Source organism: Sphingobacterium sp. (genome assembly GCF_039596235.1).
Lineage (GTDB): Bacteria > Bacteroidota > Bacteroidia > Sphingobacteriales > Sphingobacteriaceae > Sphingobacterium.
Window position 1 is genome coordinate 98,911 of the sequence record NZ_JBCNKE010000010.1, and the last position, 19,506, is coordinate 118,416.

Sequence of the window (19,506 nt, forward strand, 5' to 3'; positions counted from 1 at the left end):
GTATAATAGCATTGTATTTAGTGATTACATGCTCTTTCGCTTCCACCATACCACAAGGCTTATTGCTAGCAGACCGATCAAAAAATACAATATATTTGTTGCGGCAGGTTGCGCTGTTCGTTTTAAAGTCCTGGTATCCAGACGTAGTTTATCTTCTTTATACTGCGCACTGTGAACAAGCTCCCGACGCTGCTCGAAAAGATATTTGTCCCTTGCGATGGAGCTGTCAGAAGAATTTATCCATTTTTTATTGACCTGCCCCCTGCCTATCCGTACTATGCCGTTTGGACTGATCTCAATATCCTCCCCCGCAATCTGGATCAGATCTTCAGTCCGTCTCGAAAGTCGCTTATAGGTTTGCTCCATATCCAAGTGCTGCTTATTGGAATCCACATTTGACAGTATGGTCATTTTTTCTCCGGTTTCCAAGGTTTGTGACTCCTTTGTTTTAACATTTTTTTTAAATAGACCGCAGCTACTAACGAGCAGTAGCATTACGGTCAATCGAATTATATTTTTCATTTTTCACCCTTTTTAGTTCAATCTGTAATTCATTATAAAGCTTCATCAGATCATCGTATTTCAACTGCAACTCGGCCAATGTTTTTGAACAGGCGATACGGTCCTCATTGGCTAATTTCAGTCCTTCATTCAGATCTTCGATAATAGCTCTTAAATGTTCTATATCTTTTTCCAGCCGGTTTGCATACGCTTCCCATTTATCGATAACCTTTCCGGCATTCTCCACATTTGTAGCTTCTACTTCCGCCTGCTGTTTGGGGCGACCAACAAAATAACCTCCGATAGCAGTAACAATAGGAATAAGTAGCTTTTCAAAAATTTCAAGTAGTTCCATAGTCATTCTTTTTTTAATAGTGGCTTAAACTTCATCCAAGGGAACTGTATTCCCGGATCCTCCTTTCTCCCTGGAGCTATATCACTGTGCCCCAAAATTTCCCGAATGGGGTAATAGGCGATAATCGTCTGACAGACTTCGATAGCTGCATTAATCTGCTTTTCGGTATATACCTCCGATCCTTTATTTTGCAGCTCAATCCCGATACTGTATCTGTTCAGATCAGTCAACCCGGCCCAGGAACTCCGGCCAGCATGCCAACATTCGACATTAAATGGCGCCAGTTGTGTCACCACCCCTTCACGGCTGATATGTACGTGAGCCGACACTTTGCTTTTTGGATCTGACATCCAATAGATTGCACTTGTTGCATTGGAGGCTCCATCATAATGCATAATGATATAAATAGGCCTTATATTACCGTTCTTGTTGGGCGTATCCCGATAGGAAACCCCTGTTAATTGATGTTCTTTGATGTTCATATCTACTTTCTATTATATTGATAATTTACTATGATAATAAGCGTTTTACTTCTTCGTTCGGATCCTTTTACCGGCATTCCAGTTTATTCCAATAAGGACCGCCAATATTTATTTTAGGCCTTATCGCTATACAAATTTAAGTGGGTACCAAGCCTAAAAAGTAGAATTTCAGGGGTATATAAGCGGTATGGAGCAGCTACCGAATATTAGTTCAAAAGAGTGGATTTAATACCAAGTAGATCATGACAAGAGCCACATCTGGAGGATGCGGCTCTTGTCTTTTTGGGATATAAAAAGTTAAACTTTCGAAACTATCTATTAATTTAGTATCAAAGACTATGATTATGCCTATAAGCAAAACGCAGTGTATTTCGAACAAAATGGAGACTCCCTTTCATTTGTTATTAAACAGAAACAGATAATACTGTAAGTGCTAGAATAAAAACACATCCAATATAAGACAAACGCTATGCTTACAAACGAACACCTAACAATCAATAAAAACAAGATAAAAAAAGACGGTTTCACCATTATAAAAGATGTTTTTAGTAACAATGAAATTCGTGAACTAGCAAGATTAATTGAACAAACAGACCAGTCAAGAGATACCTTTAGGCACTCCTCTGATCTTTTTGCAATTCGTCAGCTGATTAAAGAAATACCTAATTTAAATACCAGCATTTTCAATAATAATCTTAGAGCCATCATTTCACAGGTATTCGGATCAGATTATTTCATTATAAAAAGCATTTATTTTGATAAACCAGAAACCTCCAATTGGTATGTATCCTATCACCAGGACCTGACGATATCTGTGCTCAAAAAAGTCAATACGGAAGGATTTTCAAACTGGACAGTAAAACAGAAGCAATATGCTGTACAGCCACCATTAGAAATTTTGGAGAATATAGTTACGATAAGAATCCACCTCGATGACACAGATGCGGAGAATGGTGCATTGAATATTATTCCGGGATCACATAACAAAGGAGTTTATCGTCCTGAAACCATTGACTGGACAAGCGAACGGGAGCAAAACTGCCCTGTTCCCGCGGGTGGAATAATGATCATGAAACCGCTATTGCTCCATAGCTCCAAACGCACAAGCAATAACAAACGCAGAAGAGTAATTCATATTGAATTCGCTAATATAGAACTACCAAATAATCTACACTGGGCTGAAAGACTGAGCTATTAAGACAATCCTACGATAATGGGTAAAACATTTCAGTTATTTCTTTGTTATTTGATCGTTATAGCATAGGATGAGTTATATCGTGAAGGCTAGGAAATCGGTTCACCTAGCCTTTTTTATAAAAAACCTTTCTTGTCAATTTATTTATATGTATTTATTCCGAGATCAATAAGTTCGCAAGAGCAGGTTTATTGGCCAGAAATAATCTGCTGCAAATCTCCCCTTTTTTGACTTGTAAAAACACGAAAGTTTTATTTCCAGCTGAGGCACATTCAACTGCGTCGTACTTTTGATACTACATTTTTATCCCGTCTGCAAGATATGGCTACAATGACAGTGCCCCCCTTGGTCGTCTAATGTCAGGGGAATACAGATTTCAATTTTAGAGCTAATTTATAATAGGGCTTCAAGGAATGATGTAGCATCATCTCACCACTCTTTTGCTCATCAAATATTCTGAAATACTCCTCATCGGGAGTTAAAACAATATGTGTCCCTGTACGGACATAATCATTGCTAGGAAAATAAGCGGGTTCTTTAAAATTCGGCAGGTACTTCCTAACCATTTTTGACACCTGTTTACCCAAGATTTTTTGATAATTCACTACAGCTTTCTGCGATGGATTTTTTAACATCCGAAAAGCAATCCTTTTTTTTAAGCCCTGCTTCCTGATCGTAGAAGCAATCGGTGTTACCGGGTTTCGACTTGGAAGATCTTGCAACTGCTGTACAGTAAATGGCATCTGCGGAACCCAATCCTCAGGATTAACAATTTGGTAAGCCCAACCATAACTTTTATTTTCATACTCATAGGCAAAATAAAGATTACCGGGCTTAGGTGCGGCCGAGCAGTAAGTTTTGAACCGAATATCTTTCGGTAGCCGGCCTGAATCCTGCAATTGATAAAAATAGGCAGTCAACAGATAGCTGATCCCCCCTCCCTGGCTATGTCCGACGATCAGAATATCCCTTGTTCCACCTTGATAAAGTGAGTCTATTCTGGGCAACATATCCCTGGAAAGAAAGGCTGTACTGATTAAGTACCCCACATGAACAGCCGCATTCGGATCTTTGGACAATTTATAGTCAAATACAAAGTTGGTATCGATTTCCAATTTGCCAGTAGCCGGAACCATTGCCGCATAGAGATTTGCAAGCCAGCTTAAATTATCGTCTACTGATCCTCGCGTGCAAAAAATTGCTGTATGCTCATCCCCTTTCCATAACTCATACAAATTATTAAGTCCCATTGTCGAGCTCCTATATATCAATTTTGAAGACTGGGGGGCAGGAATATCAGATGGGTCAGCCCCATCTTGTTCATAGATATGCGCATTGACCCGTAACATTTCCTGATATTCCTGAAGATTAAACCCTGGGTTGAGCCGTTGGGCCATAACAACCGTAACGACAAAAAATAAACAGCTAAGTAGCCAATATTTTAACATAGTAATATTTCCATTTATGTAAATTCAAAAATAAGTTTCGATATAAAATTAACACTTGTTCAACAGCAATAGCTATGCCTTAAATATTTATTTGTACTTTAGACGAATAAATCAAAATGCGTAATATGGATTATAATCATTTTTCTAATTGTGATCAGGAACCGATCCATCTTTGTGGTCAAATACAGCATTTTGGTTGCCTCATCTTATTTGATGAGGCTCACAATTGTATAGGCTGGAGTGAAAACTGGACAGAAATAGGTTTGCCCAAACAAAGTGTATTCTTAGGACAAAGCCTAACGAAATTTATTAACTGTCTGGATATTCAGCATGTAATCGATCTTGACCAGATTTTACATGACCATAGCGACAGCTTCAAACACCGTTATGTCGCTGATATTTATCTTGAACAGATCCCATATTATCTAAGCATCTATCCCTTTGACAATAAGATATATATTGAAATAGAACAACACCGTTCGCAATCCCATCAATTTAAAAACACTTTCTTTTATGCTAAGCATATCAATGACAGTGAGGATATTTGGAAGGCACTGGCTGAGAATATTTTTACAGTAACTGGTTATGATCGGGTTATGGTGTATAAATTATCAGAAAATGGGGACGGTCAAGTGATTGCAGAACATGTTGTCGGTGGTCTAGAGCCATTACTGGGTTATCGTTATCCGGAGTTTGATATTCCCCAGCAGGCCCGCCAACTCTATACCAAGATATTTGCCCGGGTGACACCCGATATAGATGCGACCCCGATACCGATTTGGGGACTTGAGCCAGAGAAATTAGATCTCTCTATGACAGGGATCCGTGCGATGTCGCCCATACATCTTCAATATCTTCGAAATGCACAAGTAAAAGCAAGTGGCAGTTTCTCCATCATCATCAACGGAAAACTATGGGGATTAGTCGCCTGTCAGAATAGACTCCCCAAGTACATTGATCTAGCACAAAGACATCTTTCAATATTCATTGTTCAATATGCCGTAAATAGTTTTCTGGCCAATAAACATATTGAGGAGAATAACTTCAAACTTAAAACCAAGAGCATCGCATTTGAGATCAGACAAAATCTATTTACAAAGAAAGATTTATATAGAGTACTTAGTGCGCTGAGCACTAACTTAATGGATATCCTTCGAGCCGACGGAATCGCATTTAAGTATCTTGACAAGTGGCATATTGTCGGCGACGCACCAAAGAAGGAGGTGTTATTAAAGCTAGATAGTCATTTCAGTAAAACAATTACCGACCAGTTATTCTGGCAATCGGATTTCAAAGGGCCCCAAGACGGTAATGAAACTCTTTTTCCATTCCCGGGCATTGCCGGAATAGATTTAGAAAATAGGCTAGACTTCAAGATCTTTTTCTTCCGAAAGGAGGTAAAGGTAGAGGAAACCTGGGCGGGAGAACCGGAAAAACAACTTATTTACGATCCAACAAAGACTATAAATTTCCCATCTCCCCGCACGTCCTTCAATGCATGGAAGAAAATCGTCGAAGGTACTGCCCCAAAATGGAAAAAGCGAGAAATTAATTTCTTAAAAAGCCTCATTATTACAATCCAGGAAGCCTGTTTAAAGAAAATTATCGAAATCCAGTCGCTCAACGAGAAATTAATTGAAATCAACAATATCCTGGAAACATTCAGTTATACGCTGAGTCATGACCTAAAAAACCCCTTGGCTGCACTACAGATGACAGCCCAGATGATTCGGGACAGGTCTGGCTTAAGTCAGGAATTTCTTGGAAAGGCAGGCAAAAACATGATGGAAGCCATCCAGGTAATGAATAACATGCTAGATAAGACAGTGGATTTCGCTCGCAGTAAAAGCTATGAATTCGAATACGAAACAGTCTATCCGGAAAGGTTTATTGAAAACATTATTGATGATTGCAGCGTACGATTTAATGTCCAAAATCTGCAATTTGAAAAAGGGCGGATCCTACCAATTGATGGAGAAAAGACCTTGATCTATCAATTGTTTCTAAATCTTTTGGGTAATGCAATCAAGTATAGCAGCAATAAGACCATACCTGTAATTGGCATAAACAGCCAAATAGAAGAAGGGTATATTTTGTATAAAATATGGGATAATGGGATCGGAATGTCTGTGGAAGAAACCGAGCGTATTTTCGAAATCTTCCATCGATTACCGAATGCGATGCAGTTTGATGGGTCAGGAGTTGGCTTATCTATTGTAAAGAGAATTACAGACCGCCTTAACGCAAAAATTTCTGTGGACAGCAAGCCGCATCAAGGAACCATTTTCGAGATCAGGTTTCCAATCATAGAAAACTGATTCCTCTGCTAAAAAGCTAATAAATGTACTATATATTACAGAATTGTTTCCCAAATAATGGTTCAATACTTCCGTTCCATTCATTCTTTTTTTTTAAATTAGAAACGGCCGATCGATAGATTCGAGTCCAACAACTCGAAATCAAAATGTGTATTATTTCATTTGATTTATTGGTCGGCCTGGAAATCTTTCATAAATATAAATTGCAAATGAATAAATTCAGCTTGCTAGTTGGAAATGATATCAATAATATTTCTCCGGGAATCAGCTGGAGTGACTTACTGACCAATATTAAAACAAAATATCATGTTACAGCGCTGGAAAATGGAAAAAAACCTTTTCCAATGTTATATGAAGAGATTTTTCTAAATGCAATTAAAATACAGCATCTGAATGAGAAAGAACTTAAAACCTATATCTCTGATAGTGTCTCTCAGATAAATCAAAATGAGATACACCAGTTGATCCGAACCCTTCCCACCCAAAATATCATCACTACAAATTATGAATTCAGCCTAGAAGGATCTCCGTCGAGGAAGAATACGAGTTTGGTTCGAGAAACAACGTATAGTGTTTTTCGTCGGTATGAAACTGTGGACAAAACTTTTTGGCATATCCATGGTGATTGTGACAGTCCAGGCTCCATCAACCTGGGCTATGAGCATTACTGTGGACAGCTTCAAAAAATGCGAGATTATGTTGTAAATGGCACTAATTACACATCAGAAACAGTATATAAGGCTGCATTGATAAAAAGGTTGAAGCAGCAAAAAGACTTGCAGCTACAGTCATGGATAGACCTGTTCTTTACACAGGATATTCATATCTTGGGGCTCTCACTGGATTTTGTAGAAATAGATCTCTGGTGGTTATTGACTTATCGTGCCCGAAATAAGTTTTATAAAAAAAGTAACTTCATTCAAAATCAGTTGTTTTATTATACAACGAAAAAATGGTTTCAAATCGCTGTAGATAAAATGCAATTGCTCAAAGCCAACGATGTGGAAATTATTGTGATTGACGAATCTGACAAAACAAAATACTATAAAAAAATAGTAAAAAAGATCCGTGAGCGATATCAGCTTTCTTCTAATAAATAATCCCCCAGGTTATGTCGCTGTTGAAAAAAGAGTTTCGCTCATCAAAAAGAAGCATGTTTTCTTCATGCATTGAACATCTTCTAAATGGCTCCCTTTTACAAAAAATAAAAAATACATTTCCACTTCCCTTTTCGGATGTAAAATTAAGGAGTGACATCAGCAACGTCGTGTATCTGAATTGGATGATACCACTAGATAAAATTCGACACTTGATTCCGGAAGGGATACAGGTTGATGTTATTCAGGGGAAGGTATTATTTTCTATTTTGACCTATCGGCATGGCCATTTCGGCCCAGCTGCTCCCAAGGGATTAAGGCCATTTTATAGCTCTCCTTTACAAAGTAACTGGAGGTTTTATATCGCTGCGGATGCCAAACTATTTAAAGAACCTACAGTCTTATTTGTTTCCAATTGCATGAGTAGCTTGCTCTATTGTTTCGGCAGCCGTCTATTTAGCAATATGATGTATACACATCACCCATTATCTTTTAAGCATCAATGTATCGATGGCGATATCTACACAAAAATAGATCCCGGAGCCGGCAACGCACCAGATTTGGAGGTCATTTGCCATACCGTTGACAAATGGAAAATTCCCAGTGACTTTCTGCCTATATCAATTCGTCCCAGTGAACTTCTTGAAAAAATTATCGTTCAGAACCGTGCGTTAACGTCTCAAGCTTTAAATTTGTCACATATAGCGACTATTTCACTGGATTTTGATATAAAGGAGATCAAACCTTTAAAAATTGACTTTTTCAAAAGTCATTCATTATATGAAATCGTAGACGAGGAAGAATGTTTCGCGTTTCAGATACCATCATTGACATTTTTTATGGTTAACGAAAAAAGAATAACACAATGTTCTACATAGACTTTTTTATTGCTGTATTGATAGCAAATGCAATACCGCACTTTATTTTTGGAATCGCTAGGGTACGATTTTTAGGGCTTTTCGGTTATTCGGCAAAAGGCAATATCTGCTATGCTTTTTTACAATGCATTATCGCAATACTACTTTTCTCTCATCAATACGGAATAACAACTATATATGCAAATCCCTTTGTACTCGGTGGTCTAACCGTACTTTTTCTTTATTTTATATTTGGTAGAATGCTCATCAACAAGTTTCATAAAAAATAATTTGAATGATATAACACTCCCTTCTTTTTACAGTCGGGGACTATCGGATTGAAACACTAAGGCATCTGTCAGTTAGCTGAGAGCAATTCATCTACTTCTGATTTTTCAACGAAAACAAGATAAACCTTCCAGATGTCTGCAACTTCTATCCAGTGAACTCAATAAAACGTAGGAGATGTAATTCCTTTAGGTTATTTTATAGCGTCAATATTCAAAAAAAGCTGCTCGTATTATCCAAGATCAAAGCAATCAGCTTGTGTTGCGAAGTCCCCCTATAGACTGTAAAATATAAAAACTACCGCAAGGAAAATATTTGAAAAGGAATTAACCCGTACAACTAATAATGAACTAAACATCTGAATTAATTTAATTATTACCGCTGAAAAATATATTTTGCGAAATAAAAAAAATACATCAATTTTGTCTTGGCTTAGCTAAAATCAACAGGGAAAGTAATACCAAAAAATTGCCATATCCATATTATCTTATTTTTATTCTTCGACCATGTTTTTCAAAAGATCCACCTATTTCTTTTTAGGTTTATTGTTGCTTATTGGGTGTAGAAAAGACATTTCACCTCACAATCCCCCAGTTGATCCCGAGCCTGTCGATAAAAGTAAAATGCCTATTCCAATAGGATTTACAGACGATTTGGCCTCAATAAAGATTAATACGATAGCCAACGCGAACGAACCGGGATTGTCACAACCTGAATTGATTAAGGATATATCCGGGAAAAATGCGAGCTATTGCCATCCTGATGTGGAGTATTTTCCAAAAGGCTTCAACGGGTATAAATATTGGATGGTCTTTACACCCTATTTTGGTATATTAGGCTCTGATCGAGCAGCCTCTTTATATGAAAATCCCAGTGTTGTGGTTTCGAATGATGGTAAAGAATGGATTACCCCAGTTGGATTGACCAACCCAATACAACGTCGCCCTGCTTTGGAAGATTCGTATATTCCTCCTAGCGGTATGCCTAACCAAGGCTATTGGTCTGATGTCGATTGGAACTTTAACGGAAAGGAGTTTGAGTTATATTACAGGGGATGTTTTTTCTCGACTAAAATTTTAAAACAATGGGGAGCAAAGAGTGAAAACAATACGAGAAAACTAATTCAAGAAGCCGAGCGTATCGTTGTGCGTCAAACTTCAAGAGATGGAATCCATTGGACTCCACTTGAAGTCGCATACTCGAGCAATGAACCCGCTTCTGTTCAGGACAATCATATCATATCGCCATCCTTTATCAGAAACGAAAATGAAATATTTAGCTATGAGGTCGATTTCAAACCAACATATCCATCACCTATCATAACAAACATCTTACAGCGTTCCTCATCGAATGGTTTGGATTTTACGCCATATAGAAATAGTAAGCAGGTTAAATTCATTAATAAACCATGGCTTGAACTAAACAAGAATTATTCGACCTGGCACTTACAAGCAGCCTATATTGATGGTTATTATTTTCTTTGTCTTGCAATAGGAAATGTGGACAGATATTCTTCCGATTTAAATTATCTGGCTTATTCAAAAGATGGCATACATTTCCGTGTGTTTGAAAAACCTTTAGCTTCATGGAATGTTTATCGTTCGGCAGTGTTTGTCAAATCCTCTTCAACAAACGACATCGAATTTGGCGCTGTTATTGGCTATAAATCAGGGGCGTTTGGCTATAGGGAATTTAAATTGAGTAAAAAAATATTGGAAGAAGGGTTAAAATAGAAGAATATGAGCGGTAATACTTACTTTTATAGCTTGACCTTAACACTAAGAAATGGCAATCAAAGATATTGAAATCGTAAAAACAGAAATTTTATCTGATAACTGGTATACTTTAAAAAAAGTTACCTATCAATATACAAAACCGGACGGAACGGTACAACAGCAAAGCCGGGAAGCTTATGATCGTGGGAATGGCGCTGTAATACTACTTTATAATACAGAATACCAAACTGTTATATTAACAAGGCAATTTAGAATTCCAACCTATATAAATGGAAATGAATCTGGGATGTTGATAGAGGCCTGTGCCGGTCTGCTAGATCAGGATTCGCCACAAGATTGTATTCGAAGAGAAACCGAAGAAGAAACCGGTTATCAGATTAAGGAAGCAAAAAAAATATTTGAAGCGTATATGTCGCCCGGCTCAGTCACTGAAATCTTGCATTTCTTTATCGCGGAATACACGAACAATATGAAGGTCAGTGATGGCGGTGGTTTGCAGGAAGAAGAAGAAAATATCGAAATTTTAGAAGTCAATATCCAAGATGCTCTGGCTATGATCGAAAGTGGTGAAATCAAAGATGGAAAGACAATTATGCTCTTACAATATATTAAATTGAAAAATATCATGTAAGAGTTCCTTTTACCAGATCATGTTAATGGCTCACGCTGTTGAAAATAAATTTAGCCCGCTCAAAACTGATGGTTGACGGTATATAATGAGGAATACCCATATATACTTGTTCCATACCGGTTCCTAAAATATATTGAGACCCTTTTTTAAGTAAAATAAAGGGTCTCCTTTTTTTCTGTCCCCAGCCAAATGGTGTATAGTAATAATCACCGACCAGTGTATCATTTTTGATGTCTCCTCGAACTTCTCCTGAATCAATTTCACCACCCGGTCTATAAAAACGTAGTTTTCCATGAAAACGGCTTTCAAAAAGATCGAGTTCCAGTTGGGCACTATCGCGATTGCTATACGCTATATATCTCAACAATGCTGCATCCCTTCTTTTTTCTTCGCAACTTGCTAAGGAAAATATCAGCAAGACACAATAGATAGCGATTGCAATTAGACGCATTCTCTTGATAAAATTTGATTTCTCCAAAATTAGCTAAAAATCCGGCTAAAAAAGACAAGATTATAACGGGACCAACACATCATTTAAATATCAGCTATCCCTGCATTCGCCACAACTTTATCTGCCAAAGCTTTAAGCTGCTGCATATCTGAATACTCCAGTTTTAATGCTTCAAAAATTTGCATTGGAATACAGCTGGCTTTCTCTTTCAGTTGCAGACCCAGATCTGTAAGGCGGATCATTACAACCCTTTCATCGGTCTTACTTCGTGTACGAGTAAGTAACAACTTCCCCTCTAGTCTTTTCAGTAGAGGCGTAAGAGTACCATTATCTAAAAACAACTTCTCTCCCAATTGGTTTACAGTTTGTTCGTTATTTTCCCATAACGCCATCATTGTAATATATTGTGGATAAGTCAGATCTACGTCAGCTAGTATAGTGCGATACTGCTGCATAATCTCCCGATGCAGAACATATACAGAGAAACATAACTGTTTGTCCAATTTCAATAAATCATCCATCTTGCAAAGATATTGTTTTCTTAAGGTTTGAAATATATGCTGTTTCTATTTATATTCAACAACAAATTCTTCTTTCGGTACCCGTACTTTTTTCATCGTAGAGATCCAATCACGGGAAGCATCGGCAACCCCGACATACATTAATGATACACTTTTCAAACCGAGTTTTTCCAACTGCAACACTTCATCCACAACTTTATTATCAAAGCCTTCTGCCGGAGTGGAATCAACCCTGAGTTCCGCAGCTTGTGCCAAAGCTAAACCAAGAGCAATATAAGTCTGCCGTGCCGTGTGTGCAAAATTATGTTCCGCAGCCTCGTTCAGATAGATGGATTTCAATTTATCCGTATAAGATCCAAAACGGCCACGAGGTAAACCTCGCTCATCGGTCGTGAAATCATATACTTTATCGATACGCTCGGCGGTATACTTATCCCAAGCTGCAAAAACCAGTACATGAGAACATTCGCGCATACATTCCGGATTTAAAGCTCCTTTTGCCAATTCTTCTTTCAAGGCCTGATTTTCAACGACCAATACTTTAAAAGGTTGCAAACCCGAAGAGGTTGGCGCAAAGCGAGCTGCTTCCAATATCTTGTCTATATTTTCCTGGGAAACTTTTTTTGTCGGATCATAGGCTTTCACAGCGTGTCTCCATTGTAAGTCTGTTATTAATGACATTTTATTTACTTATTTATTTTGAAAAAAGAACGAATAGTATTGCCAGTAAAGCAGGAACTCCCTGCACGAAGAATATCTTTTTACTTGCGGTAAGGCCTCCGAAAAGACCTGCGATAAGAACACAGCCCAAAAAGAACAGTCGCACATTTTCACTCCAGACCGGATCATGAATAAAAAATGACCAAGCCAAACCCGCTACCAAAAAACCATTATATAAACCCTGATTTGCAGCAAGACCTTTTGTAGGCTTAAATAGTTCCGCAGGTAGGGCTTTACCAAAGCTACGTCTTCCGGCGGTTTCCCATGCAAACATTTCCATCCATACAATATAGACATGTTCTATAAGTACCAGTACGGTGAGTACTGTGGCAATATGATTCATCTATTATTCGTTGTTTGATACTGTTAATTTCACCTCTATATTACCTCTGGTCGCATTTGAGTATGGACATACCTGATGTGCTTTTTCAATCAACTGTTGCGCAACATCCAAACTGACTCCGGGAATATTAGCATGTAATGCTGCCGCCAAACCAAAACCACCATTTTCCAATTGCCCGATACTTACCTGAGCCTTGACGGTGGTCTCACCTGTCTTTACGCGCTCTTGTCGAATTACCAAATTCAAAGCACTGTCAAAGCAAGCTGCATAACCCGCAGCGAAAAGCATTTCTGGATTTGCGTACTCGTCGTTCGCACCACCGAGACCTTTCGGCATACGAACAGTTAAATCTAATACACCGTTGTCACTTTTCACTTGACCATTTCGTCCTCCTGTAGCTGTAGCGCCAATTGTATACAATGTTTTCATATTAAATATGTTTTTGTTTCAATGTTACAAATGTATATTGAAAAATTATATTGTGCAAAATATAATTGGATTGTTGACATTAAAATGAAAATTTGTATTCCTACTTCTAGATAAATGGGTATAACAAATACTCGTGTAATAAAATAAAGAAGTAAATTTGATTATCGCAAAATGTATGTTATTATGGAAACAACTACCATTGAACAATTCTACAATGAGATCAATGCTCCTATACCTAAAGAAATAGCACATGAGATCGGGCATTTCAACGTGTTTAGCTTTGAAGAACTCGCGGCAAAGTTGAAAGGAAAGTCCATCATGCCTTACAATAAGCGCACTTATTACAAAATCAGTTTAATCACGGGAAAAAATACAGCTGAATATGCTGATAAAGTAATCGAAATTGAGGAATCCGCCTTGGTATTCGCAACACCGAAGGTTCCTTATCATTGGATACCCAAAGATGAACATCAAAAAGGCTATTTTTGCGTTTTTACCGGTGAATTTTTAATCCGAAATAAAAGTGGGATCGTCTTGGACGAACTACCTATCTTTCAGCCTGGTGGGTTTCCTATTTTCCAGATTACTACTGAACAGCACGTTGAAATCGAACAGATATTCAAAAAAATGAACAAGGAATTATCTTCGGATTATATGTTTAAATATGACCTGCTGCGAAATTATGTCCTTGAAATTATTCATTATGGACAAAAACTACAGCCGAAGAGCATCAGTAATCCGATGCACAACGCATCAACTAGAATTACCTCGCTTTTCGTTGAGTTGTTGGAAAGGCAATTTCCCATTGAGTCTCCAATGCAACGGATGCAATTGCGAACAGCCAATGATTTTGCAGAACGTCTCGCCATCCATGTAAACCATCTCAATAAAATTCTCAAGGACAATATAGGTAAGACCACAACTCATGTAATTGGCTCAAGAATCACACAAGAGGCGAAAATCCTCCTCAGGCAAACCGACTGGAATATCTCGGAGATCGCTTATTCGCTGGGTTTTGAGGAGATAGCACATTTTTCCAATTTTTTTAAAAAGCAGACTAATCTTTCTCCTAACCAATTTCGTTCACAAACTTCATAATTTGAATTTCGCAAATATTCATTTGCTTTTCACAAACTTACTACAAGCTCATTGATCGAAATTTGTACTATTAATTTCTTAAAACAAAATAAAAATGGCTACAAATAAAATCGCGTTGGTAACTGGCGGAAGCCGGGGCTTGGGAAGAAACATGGCAATTAATCTTGCTAAAAAAGGAATCGATGTCATACTGACTTATAACAGCAATAAAAAGGAAGCGGATCATGTCGTGTCCATGATTCAGGCATTGGGACAGCATGCAGCGGCATTTCAATTGAATGCGGGGGATACAAGATCCTTTGATTCTTTTATTAGGACAGTAACCGACCATCTAAAAAATCAAACAGGTCAATCAAATTTTGATTTTCTGATCAATAATGCAGGTACGGCTTTATACGCTCCTTTTATTGAGACCTCCGAGGAACAGTTTGATGCGGTATATAATATCCACTATAAGGGTGTTTTTTTCCTCACTCAAAAAGCACTTCCTTTTATAAATGACAACGGACGTATTATCAATATTTCTTCCGGACTCGCCCGCTTTACGCTTCCTGGATCTTCCGCTTATGGCTCGGCGAAAGGCGCCATCGAAGTCTTGACAAGATATCTTGCCAAAGAGCTGGGCTCGCGTGGTATTACAGCGAACGTGGTTGCCCCAGGCGCTATTGAAACCGATTTTGGCGGTGGACATGTTCGTGACAATAAAGATACCAATGCTTATGTCGCAAGTGTAACAGCCTTAGGCCGCGCCGGTCTTCCAGACGACATTGGTGGGATTGTCGCTTTTTTGTGCACAGATGATGCCCGATGGATCAATGGACAACGCATTGAAGCATCTGGCGGTATGAACCTTTAATTGCATCTAATCAGCTCAAAGGTATCTATCTTGTGCTATAAAACAAGATAGATACTTATTTTAAAACTCATGTTAACTCCTTCCCTTTTGTTTAAAGTTTATTGAAATGGATATATGCCGATTTCATTTCATTCAGAAACATGGACGATTTTATTACTTCGCACTTTGAACTCCTAAACTTGTTTTATACATGATAATGTAACTTTCAATAAAATCCTTATTAACAACTGATTGCAAGTATAAGAAGAAGAAAATTGTGTGTAAATTAGCATTAGGAAAACAATATATAGACCTCATGATCTTAGCCTAACTTTAAAGATCTAAGTTTTATCAAGGGAAGTATTGAACAATAGAAAATTTAGGAGGATGAAAAAGCAACTATTTATTGCAAACAGGCTTAGAGAAGTTCTGCTAAACGGCCGTTGGATTGCAAATACCAATTATAAGGAACAACTAGCAGACATCAGTTGGGAACAGGCCATTATTAAGATCAATAATTTAAACAGTGTTGCTGCACTCACTTATCACATCAATTATTATTTAAAGGGATTGCTCGCTGCATTTGAAACGGGAAAACTGGAAATCAATGATAAATTCAGTTTTGATTTACCTGAAATAACCGGTAAATCAGATTGGGATGAACTCATAGCTGATTTTATCCAAAATGCGGAACACTTCGCAAATAAGATCGAGCGATTTGATGCCGAAATTTTTAACCAACCGTTTTTTGATGAAAAATATGGCTCCTATCTAAGAAATATCGAAGGGGTGATTGAGCATAGTTACTATCATTTGGGACAAATTGTATTGATCAAAAAAATAATTATGCAATAAGAGGAAAAACAGCCCCTAAATCAAGTATTTTATGTATAGGAGATATTCCATTGCCCAAGGTACCAGAACTACTCATGCGGTGAATGTATCGATATCCCCTATTGACGATTATCATCCAGCTGAAATTGCTAGCAGAGTTTATTTTAATTTTTGAACATTCAAATAGAACTCGAGAAGTACATTCTACCAACGATATAACAGTCGGGTTGTAAAAACATTGTCTTTGAGATCATCAGAAAAATTCTTCAAGCTCGTTTTCTCGTTGGTCACATGTTCATTATAGACGGTAAGCTTTAATCTGTTACTGATCTGATAAGCAAGACCATACCCCAATGTGCTAAATTTCACATCACCGTCCGCTGTAAAATTATCAGGCATTCCTATTGTCATGCCACTTGCTTTTGTATTGGGATCATACACATCGTAAGCTAATAGCGCTGTCACACCTGTTTTTGCAATTTCTTGTGTAAACCAAAGGTAATAACCGTTAAATTTCCGTTGATATAAGTCTGTCACGGGCTGTGTCGTAAAACTTCTGCTTGCGTAAGGGCCTTTGATATCGGTTCCTCCAGCGACACCTGGTTGATCACCGGCCACATATTCGGTTTTGAAGCTGGATCTCCCGAAGGTATTATCCAGTTCAACCTGCAAGTTTGCCCCATAGTAATTACGACCAATGGCTTTTCCTAGGTTGTCATCACTGGTATGCGCTGTATAACCGTTTGTGAGAGCTGTATAATAGGTTTTGGTATCGTTACGGACAGAACCTTTATAGAAAGAGCCTCCAAAACCGACATGCAATTTTTTATCTGCAAGACTGTCGAATTTAAAGGCTAAGTTACCAATCAGATCCTTTTTTGAGTCATAATCTTTGGCCGAGTGCCCACTTCCATTAACCAAAGCTAAATCTAGATTTAAGAATTTTATTTTCCCGCCAGGATGATAACTAACCATTCCTCCAAGATCCCGTTCACGTGGCATTAAAGTTTGGAAAACACGTGCCCGTTCAGGAAAATCACGGTAACCAGAAGAATAAACAATTGAATACCCAAACGGGCGGTTGAAGAGACCAGCGGTGAGACTCAGGCCCTTTTGATCAGGGTGCCGTAATTGGATGAAAGCATCCATTAATTGTACGCCGTCCTGCGTCGCATCGAGCTGGAATACAATACTAGAATAAGTGTCCACACGGTCGATCTTAAGTCGGCCACGTCGGATCATAAAACGATTGTCAGAATTCTTGGAAAAATCGCCCCCAGAAAAGGAGGTTATCCCCGGTGATTGCGCCTTTTGAAACTGCGTCTGAAGGTATCCTGTGATTTTGATATCATGTGGATCATAACTTGAAGGTGCATTGTTATTTTGCGCCATGGCTATTGCTGGGCCTATCAGACTAGCGAGTAAAAGTGCTTTTTTCATCTATTTAAATATTTATGAGTGTTTAGTCCCACCGTATAAAGGGCGCCTTTCACTCGGTTTCTTTCAGCTGCTACGAAGCGATCAGATCGATCAATTCTTTGTACAACCTCAATATACTGACGATTTTGTCAAATAAAATAATCTCCTAATATAATGAATGAGTATAGGCGCATTCCACATTTTCATTAATCACATGCCTCTCTTTTCAATGCCGTAAAAATAGACTCTCAATGTTAAGTTAATATTAATAAATTGTTAGACTATTAATTTATATACATAAAATTAATAATTTGATAATAATACTTTTGCAGAGCTATCTATCAATAAAAAAACCAACAAGCAAAACAGCTTGTTGGTTTTTCCATTTGAGAATAAATATGGTTTTTTTCAATTCAAAAATAGAGTTGATAAAAAAACTTTGTTATTTATTCTGTTCTCCAATATTGGGATTGGATTCCATTTCAGTTCTAGGGATAAGGTATTGCCAACTATCGTCTCCCGCTGCTACAGTCATCCAGTTATTAACAGAGCCCGATACATAATTAGGAACGACTGTTCTATCTAAGGGGAGGTTCAGTCTCTTTAAATCTAAAAATCTAAAACCCTCTCCCCAAAGCTCAACACGACGATGTATTAATATTTCTTCAACTAAATTCTGTCCTGTTTGGGTAGATTTTACCGCTGATAAATCACGAACTTTTACCAGATCATATAATGCATTTTGAGCGAGCCCATCCTGATTAGATTTTGCATAGGCTTCTGCTAAGATCAAATACATCTCTGAAGCACGTAGCAAAGGAACGTCTCCTAAAGTTCCACCTGCAGCCTTAACAGCAAATTTACGTGACATATACTCTTGTCTCGCAAATGTGGAAGCCGGAAGAGGGAAATTATCTGCAGTCGGTTTCGGTTCCCACATTTTTTTACGAACGTCAGTAACAGATATTTTATCGTATAATGCTGAATTTATTCGTTTAGGATTAGCCCTCATAAATGATGTATTAGCATTATAGGCAATTTGAGCGAAATAAGATCCAAAGGTATCCCCTTGGTCTGCTGTTGGCATAGAAGCCCAAACTTCTTCGCTCATCAGTGTAGCATCATTAAAACCTTTCTGATAAGTCGCCTGATCCATGAGCGGATATTTTCCGGTAGCAATAAACATACTTGCATATTTAACTGCATTTGTATAATCCTGCATAGTCAAAGCGACACGCGCACGCAGACCAATAGCGACATGCACGTTTGCCTGTGACTTATTTCCACGTGTTTCAACATTGAGCTTGATAGCTTCTTCTAAGTCATTAATAATCGCTGCATAAACATTCTCTACAGTTTCTCTTGGTTTTGCGGTGTCAGAAGATTTTAATAATAAAGGTATCCCAGGCTGGCTATTTGGCTTTGCATTGGCATTATAGCGCTTCGCATAAAGCTGAATCAAAAAAGAATAAGCATATGCTCGAAGGGTTAACGCTTCAGCCTTAATTCTTGTTTTCTCAGCCTCCGTTCCCTCAGCTTTATCTATGTTATCGATAATGAAGTTGGCATTTCCAATAATCTTATAAAATGTACGATAAACATAAAAAGTCACCGCATGATTATCTGCCCTATGTCCAACCCAATTACCCTCTCCAGTAGATGTGAACCAATTACCAGAAGATATACCAAGATCTTCACCCATAAAATCCATATCCAATAAAATTCCGCCAACACCCGGTTTATTCTGCTGATTACTAGCAACCTCATTAGTCCGTTCGAACATATATCGATAAATTCCGCTTAAGGCTGTATTCGCATTTTCTGTCGTTGTAAAGACTTTCGATATATCCACCCTATTTGTAGGTGCGGTATCTAAGTAATCTTTTTTACATGAACTAAACGCAAGTAAAGCGATCAGTCCTGAAGTTAAATATATTTTATTCATAAC

At 37.9% G+C, this 19,506-nt stretch carries 20 protein-coding genes; 9 read left to right on the forward strand and 11 right to left on the reverse strand.

Annotation, left to right across the window (positions count from 1 at the left end; genetic code table 11):
- Positions 1-24: 24 nt before the first annotated feature.
- Genes ABDW32_RS19410 through ABDW32_RS19420 form a run of 3 tightly spaced genes read right to left on the reverse strand, consistent with a single transcriptional unit; the run spans position 25 to position 1,338 of the window.
- On the reverse strand, positions 25-522 hold the full coding sequence (locus tag ABDW32_RS19410) for a hypothetical protein (RefSeq protein ID WP_343565396.1): 498 nt from the start codon (positions 520-522) through the stop codon (positions 25-27).
- The gene (locus ABDW32_RS19415) at positions 479-856 is read right to left on the reverse strand and encodes a hypothetical protein (protein WP_343565398.1); all 378 of its coding nucleotides are present in this window, start codon (positions 854-856) and stop codon (positions 479-481) included. The genes ABDW32_RS19410 and ABDW32_RS19415 overlap by 44 nt, the downstream gene beginning before the upstream one ends.
- A gap of 2 nt (positions 857-858) precedes the next feature.
- Positions 859-1,338, reverse strand: coding sequence for an N-acetylmuramoyl-L-alanine amidase (locus ABDW32_RS19420; protein ID WP_343565400.1), 480 nt, complete (start codon positions 1,336-1,338; stop codon positions 859-861).
- 469 nt (positions 1,339-1,807) lie between these two features.
- On the opposite strand from ABDW32_RS19420, the gene ABDW32_RS19425 reads away from it, so the two are divergent.
- Positions 1,808-2,536, forward strand: a complete 729-nt coding sequence (locus ABDW32_RS19425; RefSeq protein ID WP_343565402.1) for a phytanoyl-CoA dioxygenase family protein — start codon at positions 1,808-1,810, stop codon at positions 2,534-2,536.
- A gap of 356 nt (positions 2,537-2,892) precedes the next feature.
- Here ABDW32_RS19425 and ABDW32_RS19430 read toward each other — a convergent pair whose 3' ends face one another.
- On the reverse strand, positions 2,893-3,981 hold the full coding sequence (locus tag ABDW32_RS19430; protein WP_343565404.1) for a lipase family protein: 1,089 nt from the start codon (positions 3,979-3,981) through the stop codon (positions 2,893-2,895).
- Positions 3,982-4,106: 125 nt separating this feature from the next.
- Here ABDW32_RS19430 and ABDW32_RS19435 point away from each other — a divergent pair, with 125 nt between their 5' ends.
- From ABDW32_RS19435 to nudK, 5 genes are all read left to right on the forward strand, one after another.
- On the forward strand, positions 4,107-6,299 hold the full coding sequence (locus tag ABDW32_RS19435) for an ATP-binding protein (RefSeq protein WP_343565406.1): 2,193 nt from the start codon (positions 4,107-4,109) through the stop codon (positions 6,297-6,299).
- A 209-nt stretch (positions 6,300-6,508) separates the two neighbouring features.
- Positions 6,509-7,399: a hypothetical protein gene (locus ABDW32_RS19440; protein WP_343565408.1), complete on the forward strand. Its 891-nt coding sequence runs from the start codon at positions 6,509-6,511 to the stop codon at positions 7,397-7,399.
- A 53-nt stretch (positions 7,400-7,452) separates the two neighbouring features.
- Positions 7,453-8,274 carry a DUF2071 domain-containing protein gene (locus ABDW32_RS19445; protein ID WP_343565666.1) on the forward strand — a complete coding sequence of 274 codons (822 nt, stop codon included), beginning with the start codon at positions 7,453-7,455 and terminating at the stop codon, positions 8,272-8,274.
- Between the two features lie 773 nt (positions 8,275-9,047).
- A complete protein-coding gene (locus tag ABDW32_RS19450; protein WP_343565410.1) occupies positions 9,048-10,274 on the forward strand; it encodes a hypothetical protein in 1,227 nt (408 codons plus the stop codon).
- A gap of 52 nt (positions 10,275-10,326) precedes the next feature.
- Positions 10,327-10,908: a GDP-mannose pyrophosphatase NudK gene (gene nudK, locus ABDW32_RS19455; protein WP_343565412.1), complete on the forward strand. Its 582-nt coding sequence runs from the start codon at positions 10,327-10,329 to the stop codon at positions 10,906-10,908.
- Positions 10,909-10,930: 22 nt separating this feature from the next.
- Here nudK and ABDW32_RS19460 read toward each other — a convergent pair whose 3' ends face one another.
- The 5 genes from ABDW32_RS19460 to ABDW32_RS19480 form a co-directional block, all read right to left on the reverse strand.
- A complete protein-coding gene (locus ABDW32_RS19460; protein WP_343565414.1) occupies positions 10,931-11,359 on the reverse strand; it encodes a hypothetical protein in 429 nt (142 codons plus the stop codon).
- An 83-nt stretch (positions 11,360-11,442) separates the two neighbouring features.
- On the reverse strand, positions 11,443-11,880 hold the full coding sequence (locus tag ABDW32_RS19465; RefSeq protein ID WP_343565416.1) for a MarR family transcriptional regulator: 438 nt from the start codon (positions 11,878-11,880) through the stop codon (positions 11,443-11,445).
- Between the two features lie 45 nt (positions 11,881-11,925).
- On the reverse strand, positions 11,926-12,561 hold the full coding sequence (locus ABDW32_RS19470; protein WP_343565418.1) for a nitroreductase family protein: 636 nt from the start codon (positions 12,559-12,561) through the stop codon (positions 11,926-11,928).
- Between the two features lie 13 nt (positions 12,562-12,574).
- Complete coding sequence (locus ABDW32_RS19475; protein ID WP_343565420.1) at positions 12,575-12,943, reverse strand: DUF1304 domain-containing protein; 369 nt, start codon at positions 12,941-12,943, stop codon at positions 12,575-12,577.
- A gap of 3 nt (positions 12,944-12,946) precedes the next feature.
- Positions 12,947-13,372 (reverse strand): organic hydroperoxide resistance protein, encoded by a 426-nt coding sequence (locus ABDW32_RS19480; RefSeq protein ID WP_343565422.1) that lies wholly within the window; start codon positions 13,370-13,372, stop codon positions 12,947-12,949.
- A 183-nt stretch (positions 13,373-13,555) separates the two neighbouring features.
- Between ABDW32_RS19480 and ABDW32_RS19485 the strand changes: the two genes are divergently transcribed.
- From ABDW32_RS19485 to ABDW32_RS19495, 3 genes are all read left to right on the forward strand, one after another.
- Entirely contained in the window at positions 13,556-14,470 is a 915-nt protein-coding gene (locus ABDW32_RS19485; RefSeq protein WP_343565424.1) for a helix-turn-helix transcriptional regulator, read from the forward strand.
- Between the two features lie 94 nt (positions 14,471-14,564).
- Complete coding sequence (locus ABDW32_RS19490; protein ID WP_343565428.1) at positions 14,565-15,326, forward strand: SDR family oxidoreductase; 762 nt, start codon at positions 14,565-14,567, stop codon at positions 15,324-15,326.
- A 366-nt stretch (positions 15,327-15,692) separates the two neighbouring features.
- Complete coding sequence (locus tag ABDW32_RS19495) at positions 15,693-16,160, forward strand: DinB family protein (protein WP_343565430.1); 468 nt, start codon at positions 15,693-15,695, stop codon at positions 16,158-16,160.
- A 183-nt stretch (positions 16,161-16,343) separates the two neighbouring features.
- Here ABDW32_RS19495 and ABDW32_RS19500 read toward each other — a convergent pair whose 3' ends face one another.
- Both ABDW32_RS19500 and ABDW32_RS19505 read right to left on the reverse strand, forming a co-directional pair.
- Positions 16,344-17,579: a porin gene (locus tag ABDW32_RS19500; protein WP_343565432.1), complete on the reverse strand. Its 1,236-nt coding sequence runs from the start codon at positions 17,577-17,579 to the stop codon at positions 16,344-16,346.
- Positions 17,580-18,000: 421 nt separating this feature from the next.
- Complete coding sequence (locus tag ABDW32_RS19505; protein ID WP_343565434.1) at positions 18,001-19,503, reverse strand: RagB/SusD family nutrient uptake outer membrane protein; 1,503 nt, start codon at positions 19,501-19,503, stop codon at positions 18,001-18,003.
- Between the last annotated feature and the right edge of the window lie 3 nt (positions 19,504-19,506).

Bases quoted from the DNA above. Each gene is read 5' to 3' on its own strand.
- ABDW32_RS19410 (WP_343565396.1), bottom strand. From the start codon at position 522: ATGAAAAATATAATTCGATTGACCGTAATGCTACTGCTCGTTAGTAGC.
- ABDW32_RS19415 (WP_343565398.1), bottom strand. From the start codon at position 856: ATGGAACTACTTGAAATTTTTGAAAAGCTACTTATTCCTATTGTTACT.
- ABDW32_RS19420 (WP_343565400.1), bottom strand. From the start codon at position 1,338: ATGAACATCAAAGAACATCAATTAACAGGGGTTTCCTATCGGGATACG.
- ABDW32_RS19425 (WP_343565402.1), top strand. From the start codon at position 1,808: ATGCTTACAAACGAACACCTAACAATCAATAAAAACAAGATAAAAAAA.
- ABDW32_RS19430 (WP_343565404.1), bottom strand. From the start codon at position 3,981: ATGTTAAAATATTGGCTACTTAGCTGTTTATTTTTTGTCGTTACGGTT.
- ABDW32_RS19435 (WP_343565406.1), top strand. From the start codon at position 4,107: ATGGATTATAATCATTTTTCTAATTGTGATCAGGAACCGATCCATCTT.
- ABDW32_RS19440 (WP_343565408.1), top strand. From the start codon at position 6,509: ATGAATAAATTCAGCTTGCTAGTTGGAAATGATATCAATAATATTTCT.
- ABDW32_RS19445 (WP_343565666.1), top strand. From the start codon at position 7,453: ATGTTTTCTTCATGCATTGAACATCTTCTAAATGGCTCCCTTTTACAA.
- ABDW32_RS19450 (WP_343565410.1), top strand. From the start codon at position 9,048: ATGTTTTTCAAAAGATCCACCTATTTCTTTTTAGGTTTATTGTTGCTT.
- nudK (WP_343565412.1), top strand. From the start codon at position 10,327: ATGGCAATCAAAGATATTGAAATCGTAAAAACAGAAATTTTATCTGAT.
- ABDW32_RS19460 (WP_343565414.1), bottom strand. From the start codon at position 11,359: ATGCGTCTAATTGCAATCGCTATCTATTGTGTCTTGCTGATATTTTCC.
- ABDW32_RS19465 (WP_343565416.1), bottom strand. From the start codon at position 11,880: ATGGATGATTTATTGAAATTGGACAAACAGTTATGTTTCTCTGTATAT.
- ABDW32_RS19470 (WP_343565418.1), bottom strand. From the start codon at position 12,561: ATGTCATTAATAACAGACTTACAATGGAGACACGCTGTGAAAGCCTAT.
- ABDW32_RS19475 (WP_343565420.1), bottom strand. From the start codon at position 12,943: ATGAATCATATTGCCACAGTACTCACCGTACTGGTACTTATAGAACAT.
- ABDW32_RS19480 (WP_343565422.1), bottom strand. From the start codon at position 13,372: ATGAAAACATTGTATACAATTGGCGCTACAGCTACAGGAGGACGAAAT.
- ABDW32_RS19485 (WP_343565424.1), top strand. From the start codon at position 13,556: ATGGAAACAACTACCATTGAACAATTCTACAATGAGATCAATGCTCCT.
- ABDW32_RS19490 (WP_343565428.1), top strand. From the start codon at position 14,565: ATGGCTACAAATAAAATCGCGTTGGTAACTGGCGGAAGCCGGGGCTTG.
- ABDW32_RS19495 (WP_343565430.1), top strand. From the start codon at position 15,693: ATGAAAAAGCAACTATTTATTGCAAACAGGCTTAGAGAAGTTCTGCTA.
- ABDW32_RS19500 (WP_343565432.1), bottom strand. From the start codon at position 17,579: ATGAAAAAAGCACTTTTACTCGCTAGTCTGATAGGCCCAGCAATAGCC.
- ABDW32_RS19505 (WP_343565434.1), bottom strand. From the start codon at position 19,503: ATGAATAAAATATATTTAACTTCAGGACTGATCGCTTTACTTGCGTTT.